The following is a 25,012-nucleotide window of genomic DNA, read 5'->3' as shown; positions in this document are numbered from 1 at the left end:
GTAGAGAATAAGTATAAAAAGGGGCGACCATTTGTCGTTAATAGATCAACGTTCCAGAAAAATTACCTATGTTGAAAAAAGTGCAGCCGAAAGTGTGGTGGGCGGCATTAGCTGTCCTGGTAATCCTTGTAGTGTCGTGGGGATTGGTAAGAAAAAGTAAGTCTAACCCTGAGGAAGTGATCGTCGGTGGTAAGGTCATGGCGAAGCTTGACCCAGTCCCGGTAAAAGATCCAGACACCGAAACTGCCCTCAAAATCTCTAAAATCGAGGATATTTTCAGAAGGAAGAAAAACGCTGGCTTTAATGGCAATGTCCTGATCGTTCAGAAAGGTCAGGTGCTTTACCAGAACTCCTTCGGCTTTGCCCATATCAAACAAAAAGATACGCTTACTGCCGATTCCAGGTTCCAGCTGGCTTCGTTATCCAAGCCATTTACCGCTATTGCGGTGCTGAAATTGATTCAGGAAGGAAGGGTTAATCTCGACGATTCTGTTCAGCGGTTTTTTCCAGAATTTCCCTACCATGGCGTAAAAGTCGATATGCTTTTGAGCCATCGCAGCGGTCTTCCCAACTACATTTACTCATTTACCGATAGCATTCGTCACGGCAAAAAGTACCCTGACAACCTGGACATCATGGATTGGTATGCCAAGGTGGTGCCCACCCCTACTCCCTACAACCGCCCAGGCCGATCATTCAATTATTGTAATACCAATTATTGCGTACTCGCTGCAATCGTTGAGAAAGTGTCCGGCGAAGATTTCGGAAAATATTTATACCACCAAATTTTCGCGCCGCTGGGTATGTTGAATACATTTTTGGTTACTGATACTTCCAGCGCAGCAGTAAAATACAGAACTGACGGCCATCAGTTTGGCCGCAAGCTAGAAAAGGACTACTATGACGATGTCGTCGGCGATAAAGGACTGTATTCTACTACCGGGGACATTTATCGCTTTTACAATGGCCTTACCAAAGGCTTGCTACTGGACAAAAAGCTGCTTGACGAGGCATTCAAACCCCGCAGCTTTGAACGAAATGGCATCAGAAATTATGGCTACGGCTTCCGTATGCACATTAAGGAAGACAATTCTCCACGTTTTATCTACCACGGTGGCTGGTGGAAAGGCTACAATACCATGCTTTGGGTTTGCCCCGAAGATGAAGCCGTCATTATCGTTCTTGGAAATTCTTATAACCGGTCCACCTACGACCTCCGCGAATTGCTGGAAGTAATCCACGGCGGCGCCAAGATTGAGGATATTGAGAAAGACATCTAGCATTGTTTGAATTCGGCCGCGAATTAAGGATATTTGCCGAAACAAACGAATTCCCGCACCTTATGCCCGATTCTGCATACCTGTTACCTGCTTATCTGCTGCTGGGATTGCCGTTTTTGGGTTTTTTATTGCTTTGGATTGGCGGAAAAAGTCTAAATAAAATTGCCGGCTGGGCTGGCGCACTTGTTACAGGAGCCGGGCTTGTTATCTCCCTCCTCTATTCCGATCCAGGCGTTTTGCATTCAGTTACCTTCCATTGGCTGACGATCGGCGATACCTCCATTGACATTTCATTCCGTTTCGATACGCTTACCTGCGTTATGTTGGCGGTTGTGCATTTCGTCGCATTACTGGTTCAGCTGTACTCGACGGCCTACATGCATGATGATAAAAATCTGCACCGTTATTTTTCATTTATCCAGCTGTTCCTTTTTTCAATGATCGGAATTGTGCTCTCCGGGAGCCTGCTGGTCATGTATATTTTCTGGGAACTGGTAGGCCTTTCCTCCTATCTGCTCATTGGTTTCTGGTATTTCAAACCGCGAACGGTATGGGCTGCGCAAAAGGCATTTGTAATGAACCGTATCGGCGACGCCGCCTTTCTGACGGGTATACTTATGCTGTTTTACTATATTGGTTCTACCGACTTTGAGGTACTTTCTCTTAAAATCGATTCCATTAATCCAGGCATCCTTACTGCTATCGGTCTTTGCCTGTTTGGCGGCTGCATGGGAAAATCAGCGCAATTTCCACTTTCAGGCTGGCTGCCCGACGCCATGGAAGGCCCTACCCCCGTTTCAGCATTGATCCACGCCGCTACTATGGTGGCCGCCGGTATATTTTTATTGGCAAGAATATCCTTCCTGCTCACATTCGACGCCAGACTGGTCATTACGATTATAGGAACCATCACCATGCTGATCGGTGCATTCAAAGCGATGAAAGTATGGGATATCAAACGTGTCCTCGCCTACTCCACCATGTCACAGCTCGGCCTGATGGTCATTGCGGTTGGATTTGGTAGCTGGCAAACAGCACTTTTTCATTTGGCGACACATGCATTTTTCAAAGCAGGCTTGTTTCTTTCCGCAGGCTCGGTGATCCATGCCGTAACACCATCTGAATCAGACCCATCATTTGACCCTCAGGATATGCGGACCATGGGCGGGTTGCGAAAAGCATTGCCTATAACATTCATATGCTTCTCAGTTTGCGCAGCCGCATTGGCAGGTTTACCATTCTTCTCAGGTTTTTTATCCAAAGACGCCATTATCACCGAAGGCTTTCTATGGGCGGCCAGATACGGAGCTCTGGGATACATCTTCCCGATTATCGTCATTTTTTCAGCCGGGCTAACAGCCTACTACATGTTCCGGCAAATATGGCTCGTGTTTTTTGGAGAAACCCGGTCCCATGTCAGCCCCTCGGTTCATCCTCATGAATCCCCGGTGGTAATGTGGCTGCCTATGGCTCTTTTGGCAATGCTATCCCTGTTTTTCTGGTTCTCATGGAATCCTTTTGACGCGGCAGGTTGGTTCCTTTCATTCATCGACCCTCACGAAAGCGCTCATCTCGCCTGGGTTCCGGCAGTAGCAAGCGCGGTCACTTTTGTTGCCATCTGTTTGGCATACAGAGAAATGAGGACTGAAAATCCATTCCATGTAAAAACGCCTGAAAGCAACACCATGGCAGCAAGCAAACTATCCTGGCTGCGGGACTTCTTCAATGACCATTACTTCATTATACCTTTTGATTTCATCACCAGGTATTTAAAAATATTTGAAAAACATGTTATTGACGCATTCATTGACCTTATTGCAAAAGGAAGCGTCGTACTTGGGCATCTCATCGGCTGGTTCGACAAGATCTTTGTAGATGGCGGTGTTAACCTGACTGTTTTTTCAATACGCTCCGCAGGACAGGCTGCCCGAAGCTTACAAACCGGGAAAATCCAGTCGTACTACATTGTGACTGCGGTGGGTGTCTTTTTATTGATATTATGGCTGGTAGTGATGTGAAAATCCATTTCCCCGACCGCCTTTTAAATTAATTTTGGATGATTGATCATATACTTACCTTACTCATTGCAATTCCTCTGCTTGGTGCCGCAGCAGTAGCGGTCTGGCCCGCGCATCGGCCTGAAAATTTCAGGATCATTGCACTCATTGCCCTTGTTCTGGAATTGTTGATCTGCGTAGTACTATATTTCTCATTCGAAAATCAAATTCCCGGACATCAGCTAAGCGAGGTAGTCGACTGGATTACGCTGCCTATTGGCTCGCTCGGCATTGTCTCCATTGATTATGCCGTGGCTGTCGACGGTATTAGTTTTCCGCTAGTCCTTTTGGCCGTTATCGTGCTTTTTGCTGGTGTGATCAGCTCCTGGAACATTACGCAGAAGGCCCGTGCCTATTTTGCATTATACCTGTTGCTGACGGGAAGTGTTATCGGCTGTTTTCTCGCGCAGGATTTCTTCCTTTTCTATCTTTTCTTCGAATTCATGTTGCTGCCTATGTATTTTCTCATCGGCTTGTGGGGTGGCCCGAGGCGGGAGTATGCAGCATTGAAATTCTTCATTTACACGTTTTTAGGCTCACTTCTGATCCTCATCGTCATGATCGGCCTTTATCTGTCGGTTATTGATCCTCTGGAAACAGCCCGGGTCGTGGGTGTTCTTGGAATGGAGGACGCCGTTCATCCTGATCTCATTCCTCAAATTCAACAGTGGCTGATCGATGGAAAAATTGCCCCCGAGCAAATCGTCCATACTTTCCGTTTCGCATACCTGGCAGATCCCGGCAACTACATCCCCGGATCTCTTTTGAATGTTACTTCCGAATATTTTGTAGCCAATACCCATTTGCGTTTGCTCGCTTTCTGGTTCCTGTTCATCGGTTTTGCCGTCAAACTCCCAGTGGCTCCGCTTCATACCTGGCTACCTGATGCGCACGTGGAAGCTCCCACACCGATTTCCGTGGTTTTGGCAGGGATACTTCTAAAAATCGGAGGCTACGGATTTATCAGGATCGTCGACGGATTTTTCCCGATCGAGGCGCAATACAGCGCGGTACCGCTGGCTGTTCTGGGAATGATCTCCATTATTTATGGAGGTTTCAATGCGTTGGGTCAAAGTGATTTAAAGAAAATGATCGCCTACTCCTCCGTCTCCCACATGGGATTTGTCCTGTTGGGTATCGCCGCATTCACAGCTGAGGGAATCAACGGCGCTATTTACCAAATGGTAAGCCACGGCATACTTTCGGCTATGTTATTTTTACTCACCGGCGTCATCTACGATCGTACCCACGATCGCCGCATCGATCATTACCGCGGTCTCATCGGCGCCATGCCGAAGTACACAATCCTTACTGGAATTGCATTTTTTGCCTCATTAGGCTTACCCGGTTTCTCAGGTTTTGTTGGAGAACTTTTCACGTTAATGGGCGCATTCCAGTCCCAGTCATTACCCGTCTGGATTCCAGCATTATCGACATTGGGTATTGTTCTGGCAGCCGCCTACTTCCTCTGGACCTACCAACGCATGTTTTTCGGAACATTCTGGTATAAAAACGGCGACAGTCACGTCCTTACCGACCTCACCCGCCGCGAAGCCGCTATGCTCATTCCGCTGGCTTTCCTGGCCGTGCTGCTGGGTATCCTTCCAGGAATCCTGTTCGACATGACGGGCCCTACTGTCGAGGCTTGGCTGGAAGGGTTGAAATAAGGAAGATTACAAAAAGTATGATATTTTCGGATTCAAATCCAAAATAACCATAATAATCAAGGATTGTAATCCAAAATAATTACGTTTTTCGCGTTTTGGCCCCTACTTCCCGAAGATCTGATCCAGGCTAAATCTGCCTTTTTTGGCCAATGCCTGCAATGTTTGTTCCTGCTCTGGGGTAAGGATGTCTATAATTTCAAGTCGTTTTTCTTCGGCTAGTCTTTTTTTGTCACTGCGCCTGGTATCGTCTCGACGTGACAATTTCCTTTCCAGCCTCGCGTATCTCTTATCTATTTTTTTCAACTGCTTTTGCTGGCGCTTGCTCAGGTCCAGTTCCTTTGCGAAGCGGTCCATGTTCTTTTCCAGGCGACGATTGTTGAGCTTACTGTTGGCTAGCTGCTCTTCTGTCCGGTAGGTTTCATTGTCATCGCGAGAATTGGCCGTGTTGGAAGTCGCACATCCTGAAAACCATAAGCCAACGACTACGAAACACAACATCAACGATTTTTTCATGGGGTGAAATTTTATGGGTTAAAAGTTGATGCTTATAACGCAAACCAATGGTTCTGAAATATATATTCTTTCATTATCCTGACTAGTAATATGTTTATTCAAATAAATGTACTTTTGCCGGAAAGTATAAATAGTATTTTTTGCAATCTTTACAGTAAACACAATAGGTTTTTATTTTAATGTATGGCCTTTTTTCCAAATTATATTTCCCTTCACCCTTATTTATCAGATGAAAGATAGTCCTCCTTCGCAAAGGTTATTGTCGCTGGATACGCTTCGTGGTTTTGACATGTTTTGGATTTCAGGAGGCGAAGAAATTTTCGCGGTACTGGCAAAAGTCACAGGTTGGTCGTGGGCTATTTTTATGGCGCACCAGTTCACTCACCCCGACTGGAACGGTTTCCGGGCATACGATCTTATTTTCCCGACCTTTCTCTTTATGGCCGGAGTTTCCACACCATTTTCATTGGGAAGCCGCCTAGAGAAGGGAGTACCAGCTTCTGAACTGATCAAAAAAGTGATTCAGCGGGGCCTTATCCTGGTACTGCTGGGTATCATTTACAATAATGGTCTGTTTCAAACGGAGTGGCATAATATGCGCTACCCAAGTGTGCTCGCTCGCATTGGTTTGGCCGGTATGTTCGCACAGATCATTTATTTATACACAGGAAAAAAAGCGCGCTGGATCTGGTTTGCAGGTTTGCTGATCGGCTATTACCTCTTTATGATGTTTTATCCGGTACCAGGCTGTGGTGCGGGTTTACTGACCATTGACTGTAACCCCGCGAGCTATATTGACAAAATGATCATTCCCGGCCGCCTTCATCTAACCATTCACGATCCTGAGGGTTTGGTTTCGACCATTCCGGCCATAGCTACGGGTTTAATGGGCATTTTTGCGGGAGAACTTTTGAGAACCAGCGACGAGGTGGTTTCTAAAAATAACAAAGTAGTCTATTTGCTTTTTGCAGGTATCGTCAGCCTTTTGGTATGCCTGGTGTGGGATTACTTTTTCCCGATCAACAAGAATTTATGGACCAGCTCGTTTGTGCTTTGCGCAGGCGGTTTCAGCACATTGCTGCTGGCATTGTTCTACTGGGTCGTGGACGTGCTGAATTATCGCAAATGGACATTGTTCTTTGTGGTGATTGGGATGAACTCCATTGTGATTTACATGGTGGGCCGTTTCATCGACTTCGCTTACACAGCCGATGCCCTATTTGGTGGGATACTAAGTTATCTCCCGCACCCGGTTGAAGCCATGGGAGAAGTAATCGCCTTCATTATGGTTCAATGGGCATTTATGTACCTGTTATTTAGAAATAAATTGTTTTTGAAAGTGTAAAAAATAGTCAATAAGTCACTGGGTCATGTGTTGTCTATTGCCGATAGTCACAGAACACATTCAGTCACTCATTCACTCATTCACTCATTCACTCATTAAAAATTCAGTCATTAAAAATATGTCCATCGAAGTTACCAATCTCACCAAAGTATACGGCGCGCAGCGGGCGATAGATGGAATTTCTTTTGCATTGAAAAAAGGAGAAATTGTCGGTTTTCTTGGCCCTAATGGCGCAGGAAAATCGACAACTATGAAAATCCTGACGGGCTACCTTAAACCTAGCGAAGGCGTCGCAAAAGTGTCGGATTTTGATGTGGTAAATCAGCCCATGCCGGCCAGACGCTCCATCGGCTACTTGCCGGAGCACAATCCATTGTACCTTGATATGTACGTGACGGAATTCCTGCTTTTTTCAGGAAAACTGTACGGAATGAGCGGATCGCCCCTCAGTGCGAGAGTCGACGAGGTGATCGCAATGTGTGGTCTTGAAGCTGAAAAGAGAAAAAAAATCGGTGAGCTTTCAAAAGGTTACCGGCAGCGGGTAGGTCTCGCACAATCGTTCTTGCACAATCCCGATGTACTGATCCTCGACGAACCTACCACGGGACTCGATCCCAACCAAATTCAGGAAATCAGGGAAGTAATCAGGACTGCAGGCAAGGACAAGACGGTGCTCTTTTCGACTCACATTATGCAAGAGGTGGAAGCGCTATGCGACCGTGTCATCATTATCAATAAAGGTAAAGTGGTGAGCGATAGCACATTGGAGGCACTTAGAAAAACAGGCGACTCGCTGGAAGAAATTTTCAGGGGCCTGACAAACTAGGTCTAAGAGCTACTTTAATTGTTAAAACCACAATCGTTGAAGCAATTATTAGAATTGCCTTAAAACTGTAATTTTTTAGATTTAAAGCCGTCGTAATTTGTTATCATTGTAAGTTTTCATAAAACTGTATTAGCATTGTCGAAGTCTTAAAACCTAACATTCCCTCGTTAAAATCAGTGATCCAGGTATGAAAAATTGGTTGTTTAGCCGGTTTCGTGTTGTTGTAAGTGTAGTCGTGCTGGTCATTCTAAGCTCAATGGTTTCCGTTGCGTGGAAGCTCATTACCGTTAAAATCAAACCTGCAAAAACTGAAACTGCCGTTGCCTCCAAAAAGAAGGTACACACTCCGAAAAAGCGCCTGGCCCCTGTACTTGTGCTTCCTGAAAATGAGTGGGTCGACAGCACATTGAAATCCCTTTCGATCGAACAGAAGATAGGCCAGCTTTTCATGGTCGCTACTTTCTCCAACCGCGACGAAGCACATTACAAATACATTGACAGGCTGATCGATGACTTTCATATCGGAGGTCTGATATTTTTTCAAGGCGGGCCGGTAGGCCAGGCATTACTTACCAATCGGTACCAGTCACATTCCAATATCCCGCTTTTTGTAGGGATTGATGGTGAATGGGGCCTTGGCATGCGACTGGACAGTACGATGTCATATCCCAAACAAATGGTACTCGGTTCCATCCAGAATGATGAACTCGTTTACCGCATGGGCAGCGACATTGCGAGGCAATGCAACCGGCTGGGAATCCAGATCAATTTCGCGCCGGTTTCGGATATCAACAGCAATGCAGGCAATCCGGTGATTGGTATACGATCATTTGGTGAGGATAAAGAAAATGTAACGCGGAAAGCCGTAGCCTACATGAAAGGCCTGCAACATCATAAAGTGATCGCCACAGCAAAACATTTCCCCGGCCACGGCGATACGGACGCCGACTCGCATTTTACATTACCTGTGCTGGGCCATTCAGCCGCGCAGTTGAATGAAACTGACCTTTACCCCTACCGTGAAATGATCGCTGACAGCCTGATGGGCGTTTTGAGCGGACATTTATTTATTCCTGCGCTCGACAATACACCGAACCAGGCCAGCTCACTTTCCGAAAAAGTAATCACCGGCCTCTTACGTAAAGATCTTGGCTTCCGCGGGCTCGTATTTACCGATGCCATGAACATGAAAGGTGTTTTGAAAACAGGTAAGGCCGCCGAAGTGAATTTGAAAGCATTAATCGCAGGTAATGACATATTGCTATATCCCGAAAGTATTGCCGAAACGGTTGCTAAAATCAAAGATGCGATCAATCAAAAAATCATCAGTGAAAAGATTATTGACGATAAAGTAAAAAGGATTCTTCAGGCGAAATACTGGGCCGGATTGAGCAAGTACCAGCCTATTGATATCACCAATTTGTACGATGACCTTAATACGGAAAAAAGTAAGGAATTATACCGTGAGCTTTGCGAGGCTGCGGTGACCGTTGTGAAAAATGATAATAATCTGATTCCGATCGGGTCGGTCATTGATAATAATATGGCTTCGGTGAGCCTGGGTGAAGGAAGCAGTGCCGCTTTTCAGAAAATGCTTTCGACCTACAAGCCGATGCGGTCGTATACATTTTACGACGGGCCAACATCACAGGAAGAGATTTCCGAAATGCTGACTTATCTGCAGCCTTACAATACTATCATCGTTGACATCCATGGTATTGCGTCCAAGCCAACAAGAAATTACGGCGTGACGAGCGGTATGACGGATTTTGTCAACCAATTGAAACAAAAGAATAAAAAAGTGATCCTTTGCCTCTTCGGCACACCATACAGCATTCGGTTTTTCCCTGAAACCGATGTACTGATCTGTGCCAGCCAGGACGGGAAAGATCAGCAGGAGATTGTACCGCAGATTATTTTTGGTGCTATGAGTGGCGAAGGAAGGCTTCCGGTTTCAGTTCTTTCGTACAGATCGGGTAGCGGCGTAAGCACTACGCCTATCAACAGGATCGCTTTTGGCACACCTGAGAGCGTGGGAATGGATGCAGGCTCATTGAAAAAAATAGATGAAATCGCCACGGCTGCGGTGAGTGACCATGTGTTCCCGGGCTGCGAAATATTAGTAGCCAGAAAAGGCAAGATCATTTACGAAAAACAATTCGGCGCACTGAATTACCGGACGCCGGAGCGGGTAACTTCCGAAACCATTTACGACCTGGCTTCGCTGACCAAAGTTTCAGCAACATTACAGGCGGTCATGCTCTTGTACGACCGCAAACAGATTACCCTGGACGATAAAGCCTCTACGTATCTGCCCGAATTGGCAGGAACCAGCAAACAGAATTTCACCATACGCGACCTGTTGCTGCATCGTTCGGGATTGATCTCGTTTTACCCTCCGCTTTGGGACAGGACCAAAACCAGCGCCGGTGGCTTGCTACCCGAATATTACAGTTCCAAATCAGACACGGCCTACTATTTGCAGGTTGCTCCAAAGCTCTTCGCGAAAGGTGCATTGAGAGATTCTGTCTGGAAATGGGTGGTGGAGTCACCTATGAACAACAGAAAAGACAGGTCGGGGAACTATGGATATTTGTATAGCGACCTTGGATTTTTGACATTACAAAAGATCGTTGAAAAGGTAACCGGTCAGCCTTTGGACATTTTTGTTGCCTCTAATATTTACGAACCGTTGGGTCTTTCCTATCTCGGTTTTAATCCACTGCGCCGTTTCCCCGAAAAACAAATTGCACCTACTGAAAACGACTATCGTTTTAGAGGACAGCTTCTGCAAGGTACCGTTCATGATCAAATGGCGGCCATTGTCGGTGGTGTCGCAGGCCACGCAGGGCTGTTCGGAACGGCACGGGATCTGGCTATTTTATTCCAGATGAACTTATGGAAAGGTAATTACGCTGGTAAAAGATACTACGAACAAACCACCGTTCCTGTGTTCGCACGTGGATACGACGAGTCACATCACCGCGGACTGGGCTGGGATAAAGCACCCTCTGACGGCAATAGCTCATATGTGTCACCGCAGGCCTCATTGAACTCATTCGGGCACACTGGCTTCACCGGAACTATGGTTTGGATGGACCCGGAAGAAGATCTTCTCTTTATTTTTCTCTCAAACCGCGTGAATCCGGACGCTGAAAACACCAGTATCACTACCCAGAGAACACGTCGAAAAATACAGGATGTGGTATACAGCTCATTGCTCGAAAGGAAAAGCGAGCTTCCGTAATACATAGGAAAGTGTATTTCAAAAATATCTCTAACTTTACCAGTCAAACAGGTTAGCGGAAAGATATTAAGACAGATACATGAAAAAAACATTTATTAAAGAGAGTCTATTTGCCATTCTAGCCACGGTTTTCAGCCTGGCATCTTCATTCGGACAAGCAACAATTACAACAGGGGTACTAAACCCAACCACAGTTTGCCAGGGAGGTAATGTGTCAGTACCGTACACAACCACAGGAGTTACCGCGCCATTAACCAATTTTGTCGCTCAATTATCCGACGCCGCAGGTGCTTTTGGAGCACCCGTAGAAATTGGTTCTGCCTTAACTACGCCCATTACTGCCACTATTCCAGCAGGAACGGCAGCGGGTACAGCTTATAAAATTCGCGTCATTTCTGTTCTGGCCACTGTAACTATTGCAACCGGCACAGAAAGCGCAGCGCTTCAAGTAAATGCGCTGCCTGCCGCTCCGGTAGTGGCTTCACCTGTTCCATATGTTCAGGGCGCTACCGCCGTCGCGTTGTCAGCAACAGGAACTGGCCTACTATGGTATGACGGTGCAACAGGCGGTACCGGGAATGCAACAGCCCCGATTCCCACGACAACCGCTGTTGGTACTACCAGTTATTATGTAAGCCAGACCGTCACTGGTTGCGAGGGCCCACGCGCTAAAATTGATGTGAATGTAACGGCTTGTACACCACCCGCTGCACCAACAGTAGCGAATAAAAATTATACCGTTGGAGACGCTGCCGTTCCATTAACAGCAACTCCCAATACAGGACTACTGTGGTACGATGCTGCAACCGGAGGAACGGGTTCAGCGACGGCTCCATCCCCTTCTACGGCATCCGCAGGCACAAAAAGTTACTTTGTAAGCCAGACTGTGAGTAACTGCGAAAGCGCGAGAGCTGAGATCGTTGTTACCGTCACTGCATGTACACCACCCGCTGCACCAACAGTAGCAAATAAAAATTATACCGTTGGAGACGCTGCCGTTCCATTAACTGCGACAGGAACCAATTTAAAATGGTACGATGCTGCAAGTGGTGGCGTAGGCTCAGGTACGGCTCCAACACCTTCTACGGCATCCGCAGGTACAAAAAGTTACTTTGTAAGCCAGACAGTGAGTAGCTGCGAAAGTCCTCGTGCGGAAATCGTTGTGACCGTCACTGCATGTACCCCACCCGCTGCTCCAACAGTGGCCAATAAAAGTTATATAGTGGGCGACGCAGCCGTTCCATTAACTGCGACAGGAACCAATTTAAAATGGTACGATGCTGCAAGTGGTGGCGTAGGCTCAGGTACGGCTCCAACCCCTTCTACGGCATCCGCAGGCACGAAAAGTTACTTTGTAAGCCAGACTGTGAGTAGCTGCGAAAGTCCTCGTGCGGAAATCGTTGTGACCGTAAGTGCTTGTACGCCACCCGCTGCTCCAACAGTTGCTAATAAAAGTTATACCGTTGGCGACGCTGCCGTTCCATTAACTGCCACTGGAACCAACTTAAAATGGTACGATGCCGCAACCGGTGGCACAGGGTCAGGTACAGCTCCGACACCTTCTACGGCTTCGGCAGGTACAAAAAGCTATTATGTATCCCAAACCGTTGGTAGCTGCGAAAGCCCTCGCGCGAAAATCGATGTGATCGTAAGCAATTGTGTACCACCCGCAGCACCAGGCGTAAGTGATATTTCTTATTGTATCAATGGCACAACTGCAACATTAACTGCCACAGGAACTGGTTTGAAATGGTATGCGGCTTCGTCAGGTGGCGCAGCATTGGGCGCAGCTCCCAAGCCTTCCAGTGCCGTAGAGGGAACTACAAGTTACTTTGTAAGCCAAACAGTAGGTGGTTGTGAAAGCACCCGTGCTGAAATCAAAGTAACTATTAACAAAACAAATCCTCCCGCAGTTGAAGATATTACTTACTGTCTCAATGTAACCGCATCTACGTTAACCGCAACCGGGACCGACTTGAAGTGGTATGCTGCCGCAACCGGTGGAACTGGCTCGGCATCTGCACCAACCCCTACAACCAATGCTGTTGGTACAAAAAGCTATTATGTAACTCAGACATTAAATGGCTGTGAAAGCGCAAGGGCTGAAATTAAGGTTACTGTAAAAAACCTTTCTGCTCTGCCTGCTGTAACCGCCATCGTTAATATTTGCCAAAATTCAACGGCCACTGCGCTGACTGCAACCGGAACGGATTTGAAATGGTACACCGCAGCAACTGGCGGTACTGCATTGGGATCAGCCCCTGTACCAGCTACGGCTACGGCTGGAACAACCAGTTATTATGTAAGCCAAACTGCCGCCGGACTGTGTGAAGGCCCTCGTGCGAAGATCGATGTAGTAGTGAAAGACACTCCCGCAGCGCCCGCTGTGACACCTGTCAACTATTGCGTTTCAGCCAAAGCAGTAGCATTAACTCCTGCCGGTGGCGTTTACAAATGGTACACAACCCCAACAGGAGGAACCGGCTCGGCTACAGGCCCAGTTCCAACCACTACTACACCGGGAACGACATCTTATTATTTGACACAATCCAATACTTACGGAAGCCTTTCCTGCGAAAGCCCACGTGCCAAACTGGACGTAATCGTCAATGCAACCCCGGCACCATTGCCAACCGTTTCCGATATTTTCTGCCAGGAACGTGCTGATAAAACTTATACTTTCCCAACGCAGGCAGCAGAAGGAAATACCATTAACTGGTACACAGCTGCGACGGGCGGGACGGCCAGTACTGCTACACCTTCTGTTAATCTGAAGACAGCGGGTGAAACGATTTTCTACGCAACGCAGATCAGCGGAAAAGGCTGCGAAAGCACTACCCGCATTGTTCAGAAAGTGAAAGTAAAACCTCTTCCGGCACTTCCGGGAATTGAAAAACCACTCATTGAATATTGCCAGTTTGTACCGGCCGTTCCATTGACTGCTACACCGGTTACCAATGGAATTTTGAATTGGTACAAAACTAACGACCAGGGTGAAGCTCCTAGCGCTGCTGCGCCTACTCCATCCACAGCAGAAGGCGGTACTACTTCTTTTTATGTAGGTCAAACTTTGGAAGGTTGTGTCAGTGACCGTGCCAAAATTGATGTGAAAATCAATACAACACCGAAGCCTACTACCAAAACTTCCCTGGCCTATTGCCAGAATGAAGTGGCTCCGGTACTGGATGCGACCGGAACTGTGCTGAAATGGTACCGCGAGGCAAATGGTACAGAATGGCAGGGTGTTCCTTTTACGCCATTCACTGAGAAAGTGCAGGACTATTCCTTCTACGTTACTCAAACAGGGGCAAATGGTTGCGAAAGTCCAAAAGAGGAAATTAAAATACATATCAAATCATTGCCTTCTGCTACGATTTCTGGTAGCTCTACCATCGATCTGGGGCAAACCGCAACTGTGACGATCAAATTTACTGGTGACGGACCATGGATATACGCATTGTCCAATGGCATAACTGATACCACCGACCAGGCTAATCATCAGGTTCAGGTAAAACCAAGCACGACCACTTCTTACCTCGTAACAGAAGTTTCCAATGCCTGCGGAAAAGGTCTTCCGATCGGTAGCGCGCTGGTGACTGTGAAAATCCCGACGATTAGCTCAGGAAATCCTTCTGTGGCAGAGGCTTGTGCAGGTAAGACATTCAATGTACCATTCCAACAATCAGGGGACTTCCCGGCTGGAAATACGTTTAAATTACAAATTGCAACCGTGAACGAGGACGCCAAATTCAAGACCATTCCTTCGGTAGCGACGAGCAATTCTGTTACCGCTACATTACCGGATACTACCAAAGGCGGAAGTTACTTTCTGAGAGTGATCAGTTCAGGTGCTAACCCGGATTTCACTGTCAAAGGAAGCGTGAGCGCCATTACCATTACGGCCAGCCCGCTGCCAGTAGCAACATTGACAGGTACGCAAACGATCCTGATCGGCGAAAGTGCTGACCTGAAAGTAGAGATCACAGGGAAATCACCCTGGACATTCAGCTTGAACAATGGCGTGAAGGATACGTTGATCACTGCGGCTGCAACACCATTTACATTCAAAGTAGCACCGAGAGTAACCACGACTTATAACATTACGAAGTCAACAAATGGCTGCGGAACCGGAACGGGTGCTGGCTCGGCAAGGGTACAGGTCGATCCTATCCTCGGTGTTGAACCTCCTGCTCCTGCTGACTGGGTGAAGGTTTATCCTACATTGATCGATTCAAAAATTACGGTTGAAATCACTGGCGTTGTTTCTCCAAAAGAAGCGAGCGTTGAGGTGATCGATTTGAACGGGCGATCGAGGGCGACCAAAGCAATCCGTCAGAAAACAACCGACGTTGATTTTGGAGGTTATCCTTCGGGGCTGTATTTGATCCGCATTCAAAACGGAAATCTAAACACAGTTCAGCGTGTTATGAAACCTTAATTTGCATTATAAAACACTGGATGGGACATTTGTTGCTTAGCGATAAATGTCCCATTTTTTATCACCTATTGGGAAAAGACATTGGATATCCAGACCGACATTCTCGATCATCATTTTATGGCAGAGGCGCTACGTCTCGCGCAGGTTGCGTATGACGAAGGCGAAATACCCGTCGGTGCGGTGGTTGTGATCGGAGAGCGCATTATCGGCAAAGGCTATAATCAGACCGAGAAGCTCAATGATGTGACCGCCCATGCCGAAATGATCGCCATTACGGCTGCTTCTGACCACCTGGGGTCAAAGTACCTGCAGGACTGCACATTGTATGTGACGCTTGAACCTTGTGTAATGTGCGCAGGTGCGCTTTACTGGACACAGATGAAGCGGGTGGTACTGGGCGCGATGGATGAAAAACGTGGTTTCTCTAAATTAGGAAAAGGTATTTTGCACCCCAAAACAAAGTTGTCAAGCGGAATTCTAGCCGCGGAATCGCAGGAGTTGTTAGTCAAATTTTTTAGGCAATTAAGAACATAAAGCGTTTTTCTGCTGTTAGCCAACTAATCAAGCATATTCATTTTTCATTTAAACTACACTTAAAATGGCATTTACACTAGATCCCTTACCTTACGCAAACAATGCATTGGAGCCGCATATCGATGCATTGACCATGGAGATACATCATGACCGTCACCACCAGGCCTATGTTACCAATTTGAATGCAGCAGTGGCAGGTACCGAATTGGAAGGCAAAACAATAGAAGAAATTATCGCCAATATCAGCAAAGCGCCGGCACCAGTTCGTAACAATGGCGGAGGTCACTGGAACCACTCATTTTTCTGGAAATCACTTTCTCCAAACGGGGGCGGCGAACCAACGGGCGAGCTAGGAAAAGCTATCACAGCGAAATTCGGTTCATTCCAAGCATTTAAAGACGAGTTCAAAAAAGCTGCCACAGGTCGTTTCGGCTCAGGCTGGGCCTGGTTGATCAAATCTGGCGACGGCGTAGCGATCACTTCTACCCCAAATCAGGACAACCCATTGATGGACATTGCAGAAGTAAAAGGAACGCCTATCATCGGTTTGGACGTGTGGGAACATGCTTATTACCTGAAATATCAAAACAAACGCCCGGATTACATCGACGCATACTGGAACGTAGTGGACTGGAAAGCCGCTGACGCTCTTTATGTTGGAGCTAACTAAGGGTTGAAAATATAGATTTAGGTTTGAAGGTTGAAAAAAAAGTGCACTGTTGGACTTGCAACCTTCAAACCTTTTCCTAATTTTGTGTCCTCGAAAGGGGTTTTCCCATCAGAACGGAGGTTGTAGCTCAGTCGGTTAGAGCGCTAGATTGTGGTTCTAGAGGTCGCGGGTTCGAGACCCGTCTCCCTCCCATTTTAAGTATTCAAAGTCAAACAAAATGCCTGTAAATCAATGATTTATGGGCATTTTTGTTTTTGGCAGTATGCCAAAATATTCAAAAAAACCCATTCTTTTTGAGCGTCATTCGTGTAGTCTTTTTAAAGACGCTCGAAATAGCCTCCAAAACGGGGTTAATTCATTGATTGTCAAGATGTATGTACGCTGAACATCTTGATTTGCAAGCGCGGCGACTCGACATTTGTTCATTCTAAACGCTTGTGTTATGTTAGAAAACAGTTTCGGGTTGTTTTTCTATTTGAAAACAACGAAAAATCAAAAGGAAGGTTTACGATATGTTTACCTTAGAATTACAGTCGATGGAAAGTATATCGATTTGTCTACCAAACGTCTCTGCAACCCAAACAGGTGGAGCACGGAAGCAGGGCGGGCTACCGGAAATAATGAGGCTGCCAGGACACTCAATGCCTATTTGGACACCTTGACCTCGAAAGTCTTCCAGGCAAGAAAAATGCTCATTGACGATGATAAGCACGTAACCGCAGAAACATTGAAAAATGTTTTGCTTGGTAAAAGCACTGAAAAGCGTACAATCCTGGAAGTGTTTGAGCACCACAACAAACAAATGGAAGCACTTGTTGGCAAAGAGTTCGCACCCTTAACCTTGAAGAGGTACAAAACGGCCCGGGAACACACCCAATCCTTCATTCAGTGGAAATACAAAGTGGATGACTTTCTCATCAGCGATCTTGACTTTGAATTCATTTCGGAATTTTCCTTCTGGTTAAAGACTGCCCGGGGTTGCAATCACAATTCAGCAATCAAATACATGTCCAATCTTAAGAAGATTGTTCTCATCTGTGTCAATAATAAATGGCTGAAAAAGGATCCGTTTCAAGGGTTCAAACTGACGAAGAAAGAAGTCGTCAAAAATCCACTGAGCAGAGAGGAGCTAAAACGTCTGACGGAAAAAGTATTTGAAGTGGAACGGATCAGCCAGGTGCGTGATATTTTCCTGTTTTGCTGCTACACAGGATTGGCTTATGTCGATGTTAAACATTTAAAACGCACGGATATCGTGATCGGAATGGATGGAGATCCCTGGATTGATACAACACGCCAAAAAACCGATGCTCCAACAAGAATCCCATTGCTCCCAGGTGCTCTTGAAATAATGGACCGATACAAGGATGACCCACAATGCAGCAATCTCGGCGTTGTACTTCCGGTTCTTAGCAACCAAAAGATGAACGCCTACCTGAAAGAGATTGCAAGTCTATGCGGTATCTCCAAAACGCTTACTTTCCACATTGCAAGACACACCTTTGCTACCACCGTCACGCTGAGTAATAAAGTACCGATAGAAACGGTTTCGAAGATGCTTGGGCATCGGTCTTTGAAGCAAACTATGATCTATGCGAAGATTTTGGACATAAAGGTTAGTGAGGATATGAAAGCACTGAAGGAGAAATTGAGGAACTTTTAACAGCGCGTGACCGAATCTGTATGGCACTACCGTTGGAACGGTAAAAGCAGACTGTCGCTACCGATCTGAATTTTGCCCTTGTCCCAATCTGCTTTGCTGCTTGAAAAAATCTTCTTTTTGTAATCCGAAATAACCCTTTCCGTCTCAGCAGCAGCCTCTTTTGCAGTAATACTTTTGGAAGAAGGCTGCGCAAACGTGAGCGAAACGAGCAAACAGAACAGGGAAATAAGAGCTGCTTTGAAAAAGGACATATGGAAGTGAAATGTTGGACGTTAATAGAAGAACTGAAATTCGTTGGCAAATAAACAAAAAAGGACAGTCGCTAGCAGTCCTAGAATCTCTAAAATCTACCTTGCAGTTGCTCGCAGCGCATTGCTGAATACCCCAGTGAGGCCAAATGAAACCATAAATTTGCTTTGTTGTCCGGTTTGTTTTGCTTTCATTTGGGTTGTTACCAACATGTTCCACCTCAATGAAAAAGCACATTTCCCTGATAAGTTTGTTGGTCGAGGATTATGACAATGCGATCTCCTTTTATGTGCAAAAGCTGGGGTTCGTATTGCTCGAAGATACGATGTTGAGTGAGACCAAACGGTGGGTACGTATTGCGCCAGGTGCGGCGACCGAATCCTGTTTGCTTCTCGCAAAGGCAGTTACGGGAGAGCAACGGGCCCATGTAGGTGATCAAACTGGCGGACGAGTCTTTCTTTTTCTGAACACCGACGACTTTTGGCGCGACTACCATAATTTGGTTTCAAATGGTGTTCGAATTGTCCGGGAGCCGTCGGAAGAAAGTTATGGTACTGTGGCAGTCTTCGCCGACCTTTATGGTAATCTGTGGGACCTGATCGAAATGAAAAATTAATCAATGCTTATTTCTTCTAGTATTAGAAAAAGCAAGGAAAGAAATTGACATCAGTTTTGGTCTCGGGAATGCAATGAAAAACCTAGGAGTTTAATTCTGAATGAAAATGGATAAATCAAACGGATACGAAGAGAACGCAGCGACATTCATTCGCTGTCGCTCGACGGGCATCAATGGCGTAGGCGTGGCATCGGTTCGGAATTGGGCAAGGTCACTGTTTCTAAATGCAACGGTGCTGGACATAGGCTGCGGTACGGGCCTGCCCATTTCGAAGACATTGGCAGATGAAGGTTTGACCATTTATGGAATGGACGCGTCGCCTTCAATGGTCCAAATCTTCAAGCAGAACTTCCGAAATAGTCCCGTCGCATGTGAAGCCGCAGAAGATTCCTCATTTTTCAACCGGCAGTTCGACGCCATCATTGCCTGGGGGCTCATGTTTCTCTTACCTGAAAAAACACAGAAAGTTGTAATTCAAAAAATAGCAAATGCGCTATCCAATGGTGGAAAGCTGCTATTTACGGCACCTGCTCAGAAAATGAAATGGGAAGATGCCATTACAAGAATCGAATCGGTATCGCTCGGAGCGGAGAGTTATAAAGAGCTGCTGGTAGCGTCGGGGCTTTCGGTTATTGAGGAGTTTGAGGATGAGGGCGGGAACCACTATTATCATGCGGAGAAGCATTAACTACAAAAAAGGACTGTCGCCAACAGTCCCTCATTCCTAAGCTTTCGCCTCCATCTTCTCAAACCCTTCCCAAAGCACCTTCACATCAAAAAGCGCCGATTTTTCAGCCTTATCAAACGGAATATCCGAATGATAAAGCGCCAGATCATGGATCATTTTAAGCGAATGCGCCAGTTCCTTGCAGCCCTGACATTCTACGAGATACCAAAACTTGGCTTGGGACTCTGTCAGCGGATCGCCGACATTTGATGCGTGACGTGCATTAACCGCTGGGTTGACTGAATTTGCATTCGCGTCAACACCTGAACCATCCGAAGTTTGCATTTAAAATGGGTAAGTGTGAATAAATAAGGAGAGGTCACCGCAAACTTCGTCAAAGAGCTAACTTTGATAGGTCTCGGGACTTGCACCCGTATGCCTCTCCAAGGCCATTTTGTCCTAAATTTTAACATTAGCTCTATATTTAATTCTCAAAGTTTGCGGGGCAAATATAGGGGAAAGTTTGGTTGGGTGGGTAGGGGGCTAAAAGGCAAAATCTAATCTTTGGAAACACGACAATGCCAATCAAACAGATTTGCACAACTGCATTCGAAATGTTAACCGATAAATAAATGCTTTCTGCTCCGGCAGGTAGATTTTGTATTTTACAGGAAAAATCTTGAACCTAACCTCTATTTTATGACTGCCGTAGTGGGAATACTAAATAAGACCGCGGTGGCTTTGGCTGCCGATAGCGCTGTGACTGTAACAGGCCCAAACCAAAACAAGATTTATAATACTGCCAATAAGATTTTCAAACTATCCAAATACCATCCGGTGGGAATTGCCATTTACGGTTCCGCGGAGCTTCTCACAACGCCTTGGGAAATCATCATTAAATCCTTCAGAGAATCACTGGGCAACGATAAGTTTAATACATTACTCGAATATCGTAACAAATTTATCGAGCATGTCCAGACAAGTGACAAATATTTAACTCAAGTTGCAAAGGGTCAAGCCATCAGAAGATTGTTGGATGAATTCATACAAAGGCATGTTGGAAAGAAACGATTCAATCCAGCTGGATTTGATCATGCAGCATTCATTTCGTACTTGGACCGGCAGCACAACCGGTTTTCGAATCGGGCAGAAGCGGGTAGCTCTGGAATTGCCCCCAATACTATCAATGATTTTATTGATGCTTACGATTTGCGGCATTTGATAACCCAGCGCGGAATTAATGCAGGCAACGGTGTTTTTGAGGCGGTACGTCGAACAATTGTTGCTTATTTTCAGTCAGGAGAATTTTTTGACAATCTTTCTTCTGGTTTAGTTTTTGCGGGTTATGGAGAAAATGAAATTTTTCCATCTTTACAAAGTATAACCCTTGGGGAAATAGTTGGGAATGTCGCAAGGTGGGTAGAGGGGAAGTCCGATATTATAGATGATTCAAACAGTGGTTCAATCGTACCATTCGCGCAAACAGATGTGATGGAAATGATGATTACAGGAATACATCCCTATTTGACGAGGGTTTATCACAATGGAATAGAGCAAGTTATTACTGATTTATTGAATACGATATCTGGATTTCCCTTGGATCAACCGGCAGTAGATCAACTCAAAGCTCATCTTTCAAGGATAGATGTAGGAGAGTTAGTAAAGAGATTCGACGATAATGTCCAAGGCGCGTCATTTCGATATTATGTTGAACCAACAGTAAGTACCGTAGCGTTCTTATCAAAAGAAGATTTGAGCGACTTAGCTGAAAATCTTATTTATATGACATATATGAAGCGCAGAATTATGTCCGCGGAAGAAAGTGTAGGGGGACCAATTGATGTAGCTATAATTTCTAAAACAGATGGGTTTATATGGATGAAGAGGAAGTACTATTTCAAGCAAGATCTAAATCCTCATTTTTTCCATATATATTATAAAGAAAAAAATAACGCTAATTTTGAACAATCATAACCAATTCATATATGACTTATCCAAGAGAAAAATCAAAAAAAGAAACAGGCCCGTTTTCGTTGCGAGGACATCGTCCCGTGAATTCTGATGTTCTCGGTCAAATTCGAATTGACACTCCCCCGGAAAAAACCGCTTCTATAATTTCGGACAATCTCCGAGACTTAGTCAGTAGGCAGCTGTTCAATGGCAACAGCCACTAATTATAATATACCTTTTAGGCCGGTTCAACCGGCCTTTTTTATACCACATTCAATATAACATCCCAAACATCCAAAGCGGAACCTTCGAGCCATACCCAACTTCAATTCCATCCGCAGCGACATAAGCATCTTCCAGGCCGACAAGCTGCTGCCGTGACTTATTGGCTCCGCCTACTTCGATTGTAATTTGGCGGTCGAGCTTGAAATCACCCTTTTCGGTATATTCTACTTTATGCAAAGGTTGGACCTGGCTCAGAAAAAAGCTCTCGCGCAAAGTGCCCATATCCGGTCTGCTTTGGTGTAATGCGTATTGAAGATTAGGGTGACTCAGGTAGACCTTCTCCGGTTTTTGCAGGCGAGTAATGCCAGAACTATCCCGATGCAGCAACATCAAAACGCCAAGCTCTTCCAGATAATGCATATACTCCACCACCAATGCCCTACTGGTATTCAGTGTCTCACTTAATTTGCTGACATTCGGTTTCAAGGGAACACTCTCTGCCAACACCACCAGCAATTGTTTCAGCTTATCAACCGACGCGTAGCTGATGCCATAAACCGCAGGCAGATCAAGTTCCAAACTCAACTGAATTGTTTCGGTGAGCTTTTGCGCATACACTTCTTTGTTTTCCAGAAAATAGGGGTAGTAACCGTGTTGCAGGTAATCATTCCAATGCGCAAGAGGTTTGATTGTTTGCGTAAGATCGAGGGCAAGCTGCATGTGTCCGCTCAGAAGATCTGAAAGAGTTATAGCCGGCCAGGAAACGATATCCTGAATTTGAAGAAATTCCCGAAACGAGAGTCCATGCAAATGGTACATCACGGCTCGTCGGCTCAAATCACCTTTGCTACGCTCCAAATGCATAATAGATGAACCGGTGAAGACAATACGCAGATTTGGGAAATCGTCGTAAAGATTTTTGATTTCCTGCGACCAGTTCGCATACCGGTGCACCTCATCCAAAACCAGCAGCTTTCCACCAGTCTTCACAAATGTTTCTCCCAGATCGTACAGACGATGTGCACTGAAATATAGGTCGTCCAGACTTACATACAATGTTTGTCCGGACGGAAGAGCCATTTGCTTCAAATATTGAAGTACCAGCGTCGTTTTACCGGCACCCCGTGCACCTTTGATTCCAATCAGCCGATTGTGTTCCCAATCAATCTGATGGATCATATCCCGCACGAACTTTGTAGATGTGCGCTGTAACTTGGCCAGGTATTTTGTGAAAGGAATTTCCAAAGTGTTATTTGTAAGTTACAAAAGTAGTAATATTTTGTAATTTCCAAATAACACTTTGATGTATGGCGAGTTGGAAGAGACCTTACCTAGCCAGCTGCAAATCCGCAATACTCTTAATCCGATTCCGTTCCAAAAACGCATCAATCGTCTCAAAATGCTCGATTACGCGCTTATCCTTAAACTCAAAAACCTTTTGAGATAACCCCTGTAAAAAGTCACGATCGTGGGAAACCAGCACCAATGTTCCGTCAAAGTTCCGGAGTGCCTCTTTCAAAACATCCTTTGATTTCAAATCCAAATGGTTTGTAGGCTCATCGAGAATCAATAGATTCACCGGTTCCAGAAGCAGCTTCACCATGGCAAGGCGGGTTTTTTCTCCTCCGGACAACACACTTACTTTCTTGTCGATATCTTCTCCCTGGAACATGAAAGCGCCCAAAATATTCTTGATCTGGGTTCTTACGTCTCCTTCCGCGACTTCGTCGACCGTTTGGAAAATCGTCAGGTTCGGGTCCAATAAGGATGCCTGGTTTTGGGCAAAGTAGCCGACTTTCACATTGTGGCCAAGCTGGCAGGTTCCATCCACATTGATCTGCCCCATGATGGCTTTGATCATTGTCGATTTTCCTTCGCCATTCCGGCCGACGAATGAGACTTTTTCGCCTCTCGAAATGGTCATACTGGCGTTCTTGAACACGACCTGATCTCCGTAGGATTTTGAAACGTCCTTTACCGTAACCGGATAATCGCCTGATCGTGGCGAAGGTGGAAAACGGAGTTTCAGGGCTGAGTTGTCGATTTCGTCGATTTCGATGATTTCCAGTTTCTCCAGCATGCGTTCGCGGGAGGAAACCTGGTTGGTTTTGGAGTATGTTCCACGGAAGCGTTCGATGAATTGCATGTTATCTGCAATCATTTTCTGCTGTTCCTGATATGCCTTGATCTGGTGTGACCTGCGTTCCTCACGCAGCACGAGGTAATGCGAATAGTTGGCTTTATAATCAAAAATCCGTCCCATCGTTACTTCAATGGTCCGGTTGGTAATGTTGTCGATGAAGGCGCGGTCGTGGGAAATGACCATCACCGCATTGGCCTTATTCACTAAAAAATCTTCCAGCCACATCACAGATTCAATGTCAATGTGGTTGGTAGGCTCATCGAGCAAAATAAGGTCTGGCTTTTGCAACAGGATTTTAGCAAGCTCAATGCGCATGCGCCACCCGCCGCTGAATTCCTTGGTTTGCCGCTGAAAATCTTCCGGGCGGAATCCCAATCCTTTTAATGCTTTTTCAACTTCGGCGTCATAATTGACTTCTTCGAGCTGGTAATATTTCTCACCTATTTCTGTAACCTGCTCGATGATGGCCATATATTCATCGCTCTCATAATCAGTACGGGTTTCGAGTGCGAGATTCAGTTTTTCCATTTCGGCACGCATTTCAAAAACCTGCTTGAATGCCTTGGCGGCTTCCTCGAAAACGGTACAGTTATCCTCGGTGAGTAAATGTTGTGGCAAATAAGCAATTACGGCGTCTTTCGGCGCGCGAACATGGCCGCGATTGGCTTTTTGCTCACCAGCAATAATTTTCATCATTGTGGATTTCCCCGCTCCATTTTTACCCATCAGGGCAATTTTATCGGTAGGATTAATAACGAAGGAAACTTCGCTAAAAAGGACAGAACCGCTAAATTCAACGGCCAAATTTTCAACTGTAATCATCTTCTCATTTTTTGAAGCCGCAAAGGTACGATGATACGATTATTGACCAACAGTATTGAATCAATTGTTAATCAGGAACGTTTTTAAATAAAGGCACGAG

Annotated in this window: 18 protein-coding genes and 1 tRNA gene; 14 read left to right on the top strand and 5 right to left on the bottom strand. The window is 45.8% G+C overall.

Annotation, left to right across the window (positions count from 1 at the left end; all coding sequences use genetic code 11):
• Nucleotides 1-68: 68 nt before the first annotated feature.
• The 3 genes from ON006_RS27445 to ON006_RS27435 all read left to right on the top strand — a co-directional run bounded on the left by ON006_RS27445 (nt 69) and on the right by ON006_RS27435 (nt 5,004).
• Nucleotides 69-1,280: a serine hydrolase domain-containing protein gene (locus ON006_RS27445; RefSeq protein ID WP_244821384.1), complete on the top strand. Its 1,212-nt coding sequence runs from the start codon at nt 69-71 to the stop codon at nt 1,278-1,280.
• A 62-nt stretch (nt 1,281-1,342) separates the two neighbouring features.
• Nucleotides 1,343-3,298: an NADH-quinone oxidoreductase subunit L gene (gene nuoL / locus ON006_RS27440; RefSeq protein WP_244821383.1), complete on the top strand. Its 1,956-nt coding sequence runs from the start codon at nt 1,343-1,345 to the stop codon at nt 3,296-3,298.
• 38 nt (nt 3,299-3,336) lie between these two features.
• On the top strand, nt 3,337-5,004 hold the full coding sequence (locus ON006_RS27435) for a complex I subunit 4 family protein (RefSeq protein WP_244821382.1): 1,668 nt from the start codon (nt 3,337-3,339) through the stop codon (nt 5,002-5,004).
• 102 nt (nt 5,005-5,106) lie between these two features.
• Here the strand turns inward: ON006_RS27435 and ON006_RS27430 are convergent, their stop codons facing one another.
• Complete coding sequence (locus ON006_RS27430; RefSeq protein WP_244821381.1) at nt 5,107-5,517, bottom strand: hypothetical protein; 411 nt, start codon at nt 5,515-5,517, stop codon at nt 5,107-5,109.
• Between the two features lie 229 nt (nt 5,518-5,746).
• Between ON006_RS27430 and ON006_RS27425 the strand changes: the two genes are divergently transcribed.
• From ON006_RS27425 to ON006_RS27390, 8 genes are all read left to right on the top strand, one after another.
• Nucleotides 5,747-6,862 carry an acyltransferase family protein gene (locus ON006_RS27425; RefSeq protein WP_244821380.1) on the top strand — a complete coding sequence of 372 codons (1,116 nt, stop codon included), beginning with the start codon at nt 5,747-5,749 and terminating at the stop codon, nt 6,860-6,862.
• Between the two features lie 118 nt (nt 6,863-6,980).
• On the top strand, nt 6,981-7,688 hold the full coding sequence (locus ON006_RS27420) for an ATP-binding cassette domain-containing protein (RefSeq protein ID WP_244821379.1): 708 nt from the start codon (nt 6,981-6,983) through the stop codon (nt 7,686-7,688).
• A gap of 187 nt (nt 7,689-7,875) precedes the next feature.
• Nucleotides 7,876-10,935, top strand: coding sequence for a serine hydrolase domain-containing protein (locus tag ON006_RS27415; protein ID WP_244821378.1), 3,060 nt, complete (start codon nt 7,876-7,878; stop codon nt 10,933-10,935).
• A 79-nt stretch (nt 10,936-11,014) separates the two neighbouring features.
• Nucleotides 11,015-15,373, top strand: a complete 4,359-nt coding sequence (locus ON006_RS27410) for an Ig-like domain-containing protein (protein WP_244821377.1) — start codon at nt 11,015-11,017, stop codon at nt 15,371-15,373.
• Nucleotides 15,374-15,490: 117 nt separating this feature from the next.
• Entirely contained in the window at nt 15,491-15,907 is a 417-nt protein-coding gene (locus ON006_RS27405; protein WP_244821780.1) for a nucleoside deaminase, read from the top strand.
• A 64-nt stretch (nt 15,908-15,971) separates the two neighbouring features.
• Complete coding sequence (locus tag ON006_RS27400; protein ID WP_244821376.1) at nt 15,972-16,577, top strand: superoxide dismutase; 606 nt, start codon at nt 15,972-15,974, stop codon at nt 16,575-16,577.
• Nucleotides 16,578-16,692: 115 nt separating this feature from the next.
• Nucleotides 16,693-16,768: transfer RNA gene (locus ON006_RS27395), tRNA-His, on the top strand.
• A gap of 251 nt (nt 16,769-17,019) precedes the next feature.
• On the top strand, nt 17,020-18,240 hold the full coding sequence (locus tag ON006_RS27390; protein WP_244821375.1) for a site-specific integrase: 1,221 nt from the start codon (nt 17,020-17,022) through the stop codon (nt 18,238-18,240).
• A gap of 26 nt (nt 18,241-18,266) precedes the next feature.
• Here ON006_RS27390 and ON006_RS27385 read toward each other — a convergent pair whose 3' ends face one another.
• The gene (locus tag ON006_RS27385; RefSeq protein ID WP_244821374.1) at nt 18,267-18,491 is read right to left on the bottom strand and encodes a hypothetical protein; all 225 of its coding nucleotides are present in this window, start codon (nt 18,489-18,491) and stop codon (nt 18,267-18,269) included.
• Between the two features lie 221 nt (nt 18,492-18,712).
• Here ON006_RS27385 and ON006_RS27380 point away from each other — a divergent pair, with 221 nt between their 5' ends.
• Nucleotides 18,713-19,105, top strand: a complete 393-nt coding sequence (locus ON006_RS27380; protein ID WP_244821373.1) for a VOC family protein — start codon at nt 18,713-18,715, stop codon at nt 19,103-19,105.
• A gap of 106 nt (nt 19,106-19,211) precedes the next feature.
• On the top strand, nt 19,212-19,793 hold the full coding sequence (locus tag ON006_RS27375) for a class I SAM-dependent methyltransferase (RefSeq protein ID WP_244821372.1): 582 nt from the start codon (nt 19,212-19,214) through the stop codon (nt 19,791-19,793).
• 36 nt (nt 19,794-19,829) lie between these two features.
• On the opposite strand, the gene ON006_RS27370 is transcribed toward ON006_RS27375, so the two are convergent.
• On the bottom strand, nt 19,830-20,117 hold the full coding sequence (locus ON006_RS27370; protein WP_244821371.1) for a hypothetical protein: 288 nt from the start codon (nt 20,115-20,117) through the stop codon (nt 19,830-19,832).
• A 354-nt stretch (nt 20,118-20,471) separates the two neighbouring features.
• Between ON006_RS27370 and ON006_RS27365 the strand changes: the two genes are divergently transcribed.
• Nucleotides 20,472-21,746 carry an Ntn hydrolase family protein gene (locus ON006_RS27365; RefSeq protein WP_244821370.1) on the top strand — a complete coding sequence of 425 codons (1,275 nt, stop codon included), beginning with the start codon at nt 20,472-20,474 and terminating at the stop codon, nt 21,744-21,746.
• 249 nt (nt 21,747-21,995) lie between these two features.
• Here ON006_RS27365 and ON006_RS27360 read toward each other — a convergent pair whose 3' ends face one another.
• Both ON006_RS27360 and ON006_RS27355 read right to left on the bottom strand, forming a co-directional pair.
• On the bottom strand, nt 21,996-23,192 hold the full coding sequence (locus ON006_RS27360) for an ATP-binding protein (protein WP_244821369.1): 1,197 nt from the start codon (nt 23,190-23,192) through the stop codon (nt 21,996-21,998).
• Nucleotides 23,193-23,274: 82 nt separating this feature from the next.
• A complete protein-coding gene (locus ON006_RS27355) occupies nt 23,275-24,912 on the bottom strand; it encodes an ABC-F family ATP-binding cassette domain-containing protein (RefSeq protein WP_244821368.1) in 1,638 nt (545 codons plus the stop codon).
• Nucleotides 24,913-25,012 lie beyond the last annotated feature (100 nt).

Source organism: Dyadobacter pollutisoli, from assembly GCF_026625565.1.
In the GTDB taxonomy this organism is placed as follows: domain Bacteria; phylum Bacteroidota; class Bacteroidia; order Cytophagales; family Spirosomataceae; genus Dyadobacter; species Dyadobacter pollutisoli.
Note: the sequence above shows the minus strand (reverse complement) of the source record. Positions and strands in the feature narration are given on the sequence as shown.

Excerpts from the sequence above, each read along its gene's own strand:
- ON006_RS27445 (WP_244821384.1), top strand. The coding sequence starts at position 69 with ATGTTGAAAAAAGTGCAGCCGAAAGTGTGGTGGGCGGCATTAGCTGTC.
- nuoL (WP_244821383.1), top strand. The coding sequence starts at position 1,343 with ATGCCCGATTCTGCATACCTGTTACCTGCTTATCTGCTGCTGGGATTG.
- ON006_RS27435 (WP_244821382.1), top strand. The coding sequence starts at position 3,337 with ATGATTGATCATATACTTACCTTACTCATTGCAATTCCTCTGCTTGGT.
- ON006_RS27430 (WP_244821381.1), bottom strand. The coding sequence starts at position 5,517 with ATGAAAAAATCGTTGATGTTGTGTTTCGTAGTCGTTGGCTTATGGTTT.
- ON006_RS27425 (WP_244821380.1), top strand. The coding sequence starts at position 5,747 with ATGAAAGATAGTCCTCCTTCGCAAAGGTTATTGTCGCTGGATACGCTT.
- ON006_RS27420 (WP_244821379.1), top strand. The coding sequence starts at position 6,981 with ATGTCCATCGAAGTTACCAATCTCACCAAAGTATACGGCGCGCAGCGG.
- ON006_RS27415 (WP_244821378.1), top strand. The coding sequence starts at position 7,876 with ATGAAAAATTGGTTGTTTAGCCGGTTTCGTGTTGTTGTAAGTGTAGTC.
- ON006_RS27410 (WP_244821377.1), top strand. The coding sequence starts at position 11,015 with ATGAAAAAAACATTTATTAAAGAGAGTCTATTTGCCATTCTAGCCACG.
- ON006_RS27405 (WP_244821780.1), top strand. The coding sequence starts at position 15,491 with ATGGCAGAGGCGCTACGTCTCGCGCAGGTTGCGTATGACGAAGGCGAA.
- ON006_RS27400 (WP_244821376.1), top strand. The coding sequence starts at position 15,972 with ATGGCATTTACACTAGATCCCTTACCTTACGCAAACAATGCATTGGAG.
- ON006_RS27390 (WP_244821375.1), top strand. The coding sequence starts at position 17,020 with ATGTTAGAAAACAGTTTCGGGTTGTTTTTCTATTTGAAAACAACGAAA.
- ON006_RS27385 (WP_244821374.1), bottom strand. The coding sequence starts at position 18,491 with ATGTCCTTTTTCAAAGCAGCTCTTATTTCCCTGTTCTGTTTGCTCGTT.
- ON006_RS27380 (WP_244821373.1), top strand. The coding sequence starts at position 18,713 with ATGAAAAAGCACATTTCCCTGATAAGTTTGTTGGTCGAGGATTATGAC.
- ON006_RS27375 (WP_244821372.1), top strand. The coding sequence starts at position 19,212 with ATGGATAAATCAAACGGATACGAAGAGAACGCAGCGACATTCATTCGC.
- ON006_RS27370 (WP_244821371.1), bottom strand. The coding sequence starts at position 20,117 with ATGCAAACTTCGGATGGTTCAGGTGTTGACGCGAATGCAAATTCAGTC.
- ON006_RS27365 (WP_244821370.1), top strand. The coding sequence starts at position 20,472 with ATGACTGCCGTAGTGGGAATACTAAATAAGACCGCGGTGGCTTTGGCT.
- ON006_RS27355 (WP_244821368.1), bottom strand. The coding sequence starts at position 24,912 with ATGATTACAGTTGAAAATTTGGCCGTTGAATTTAGCGGTTCTGTCCTT.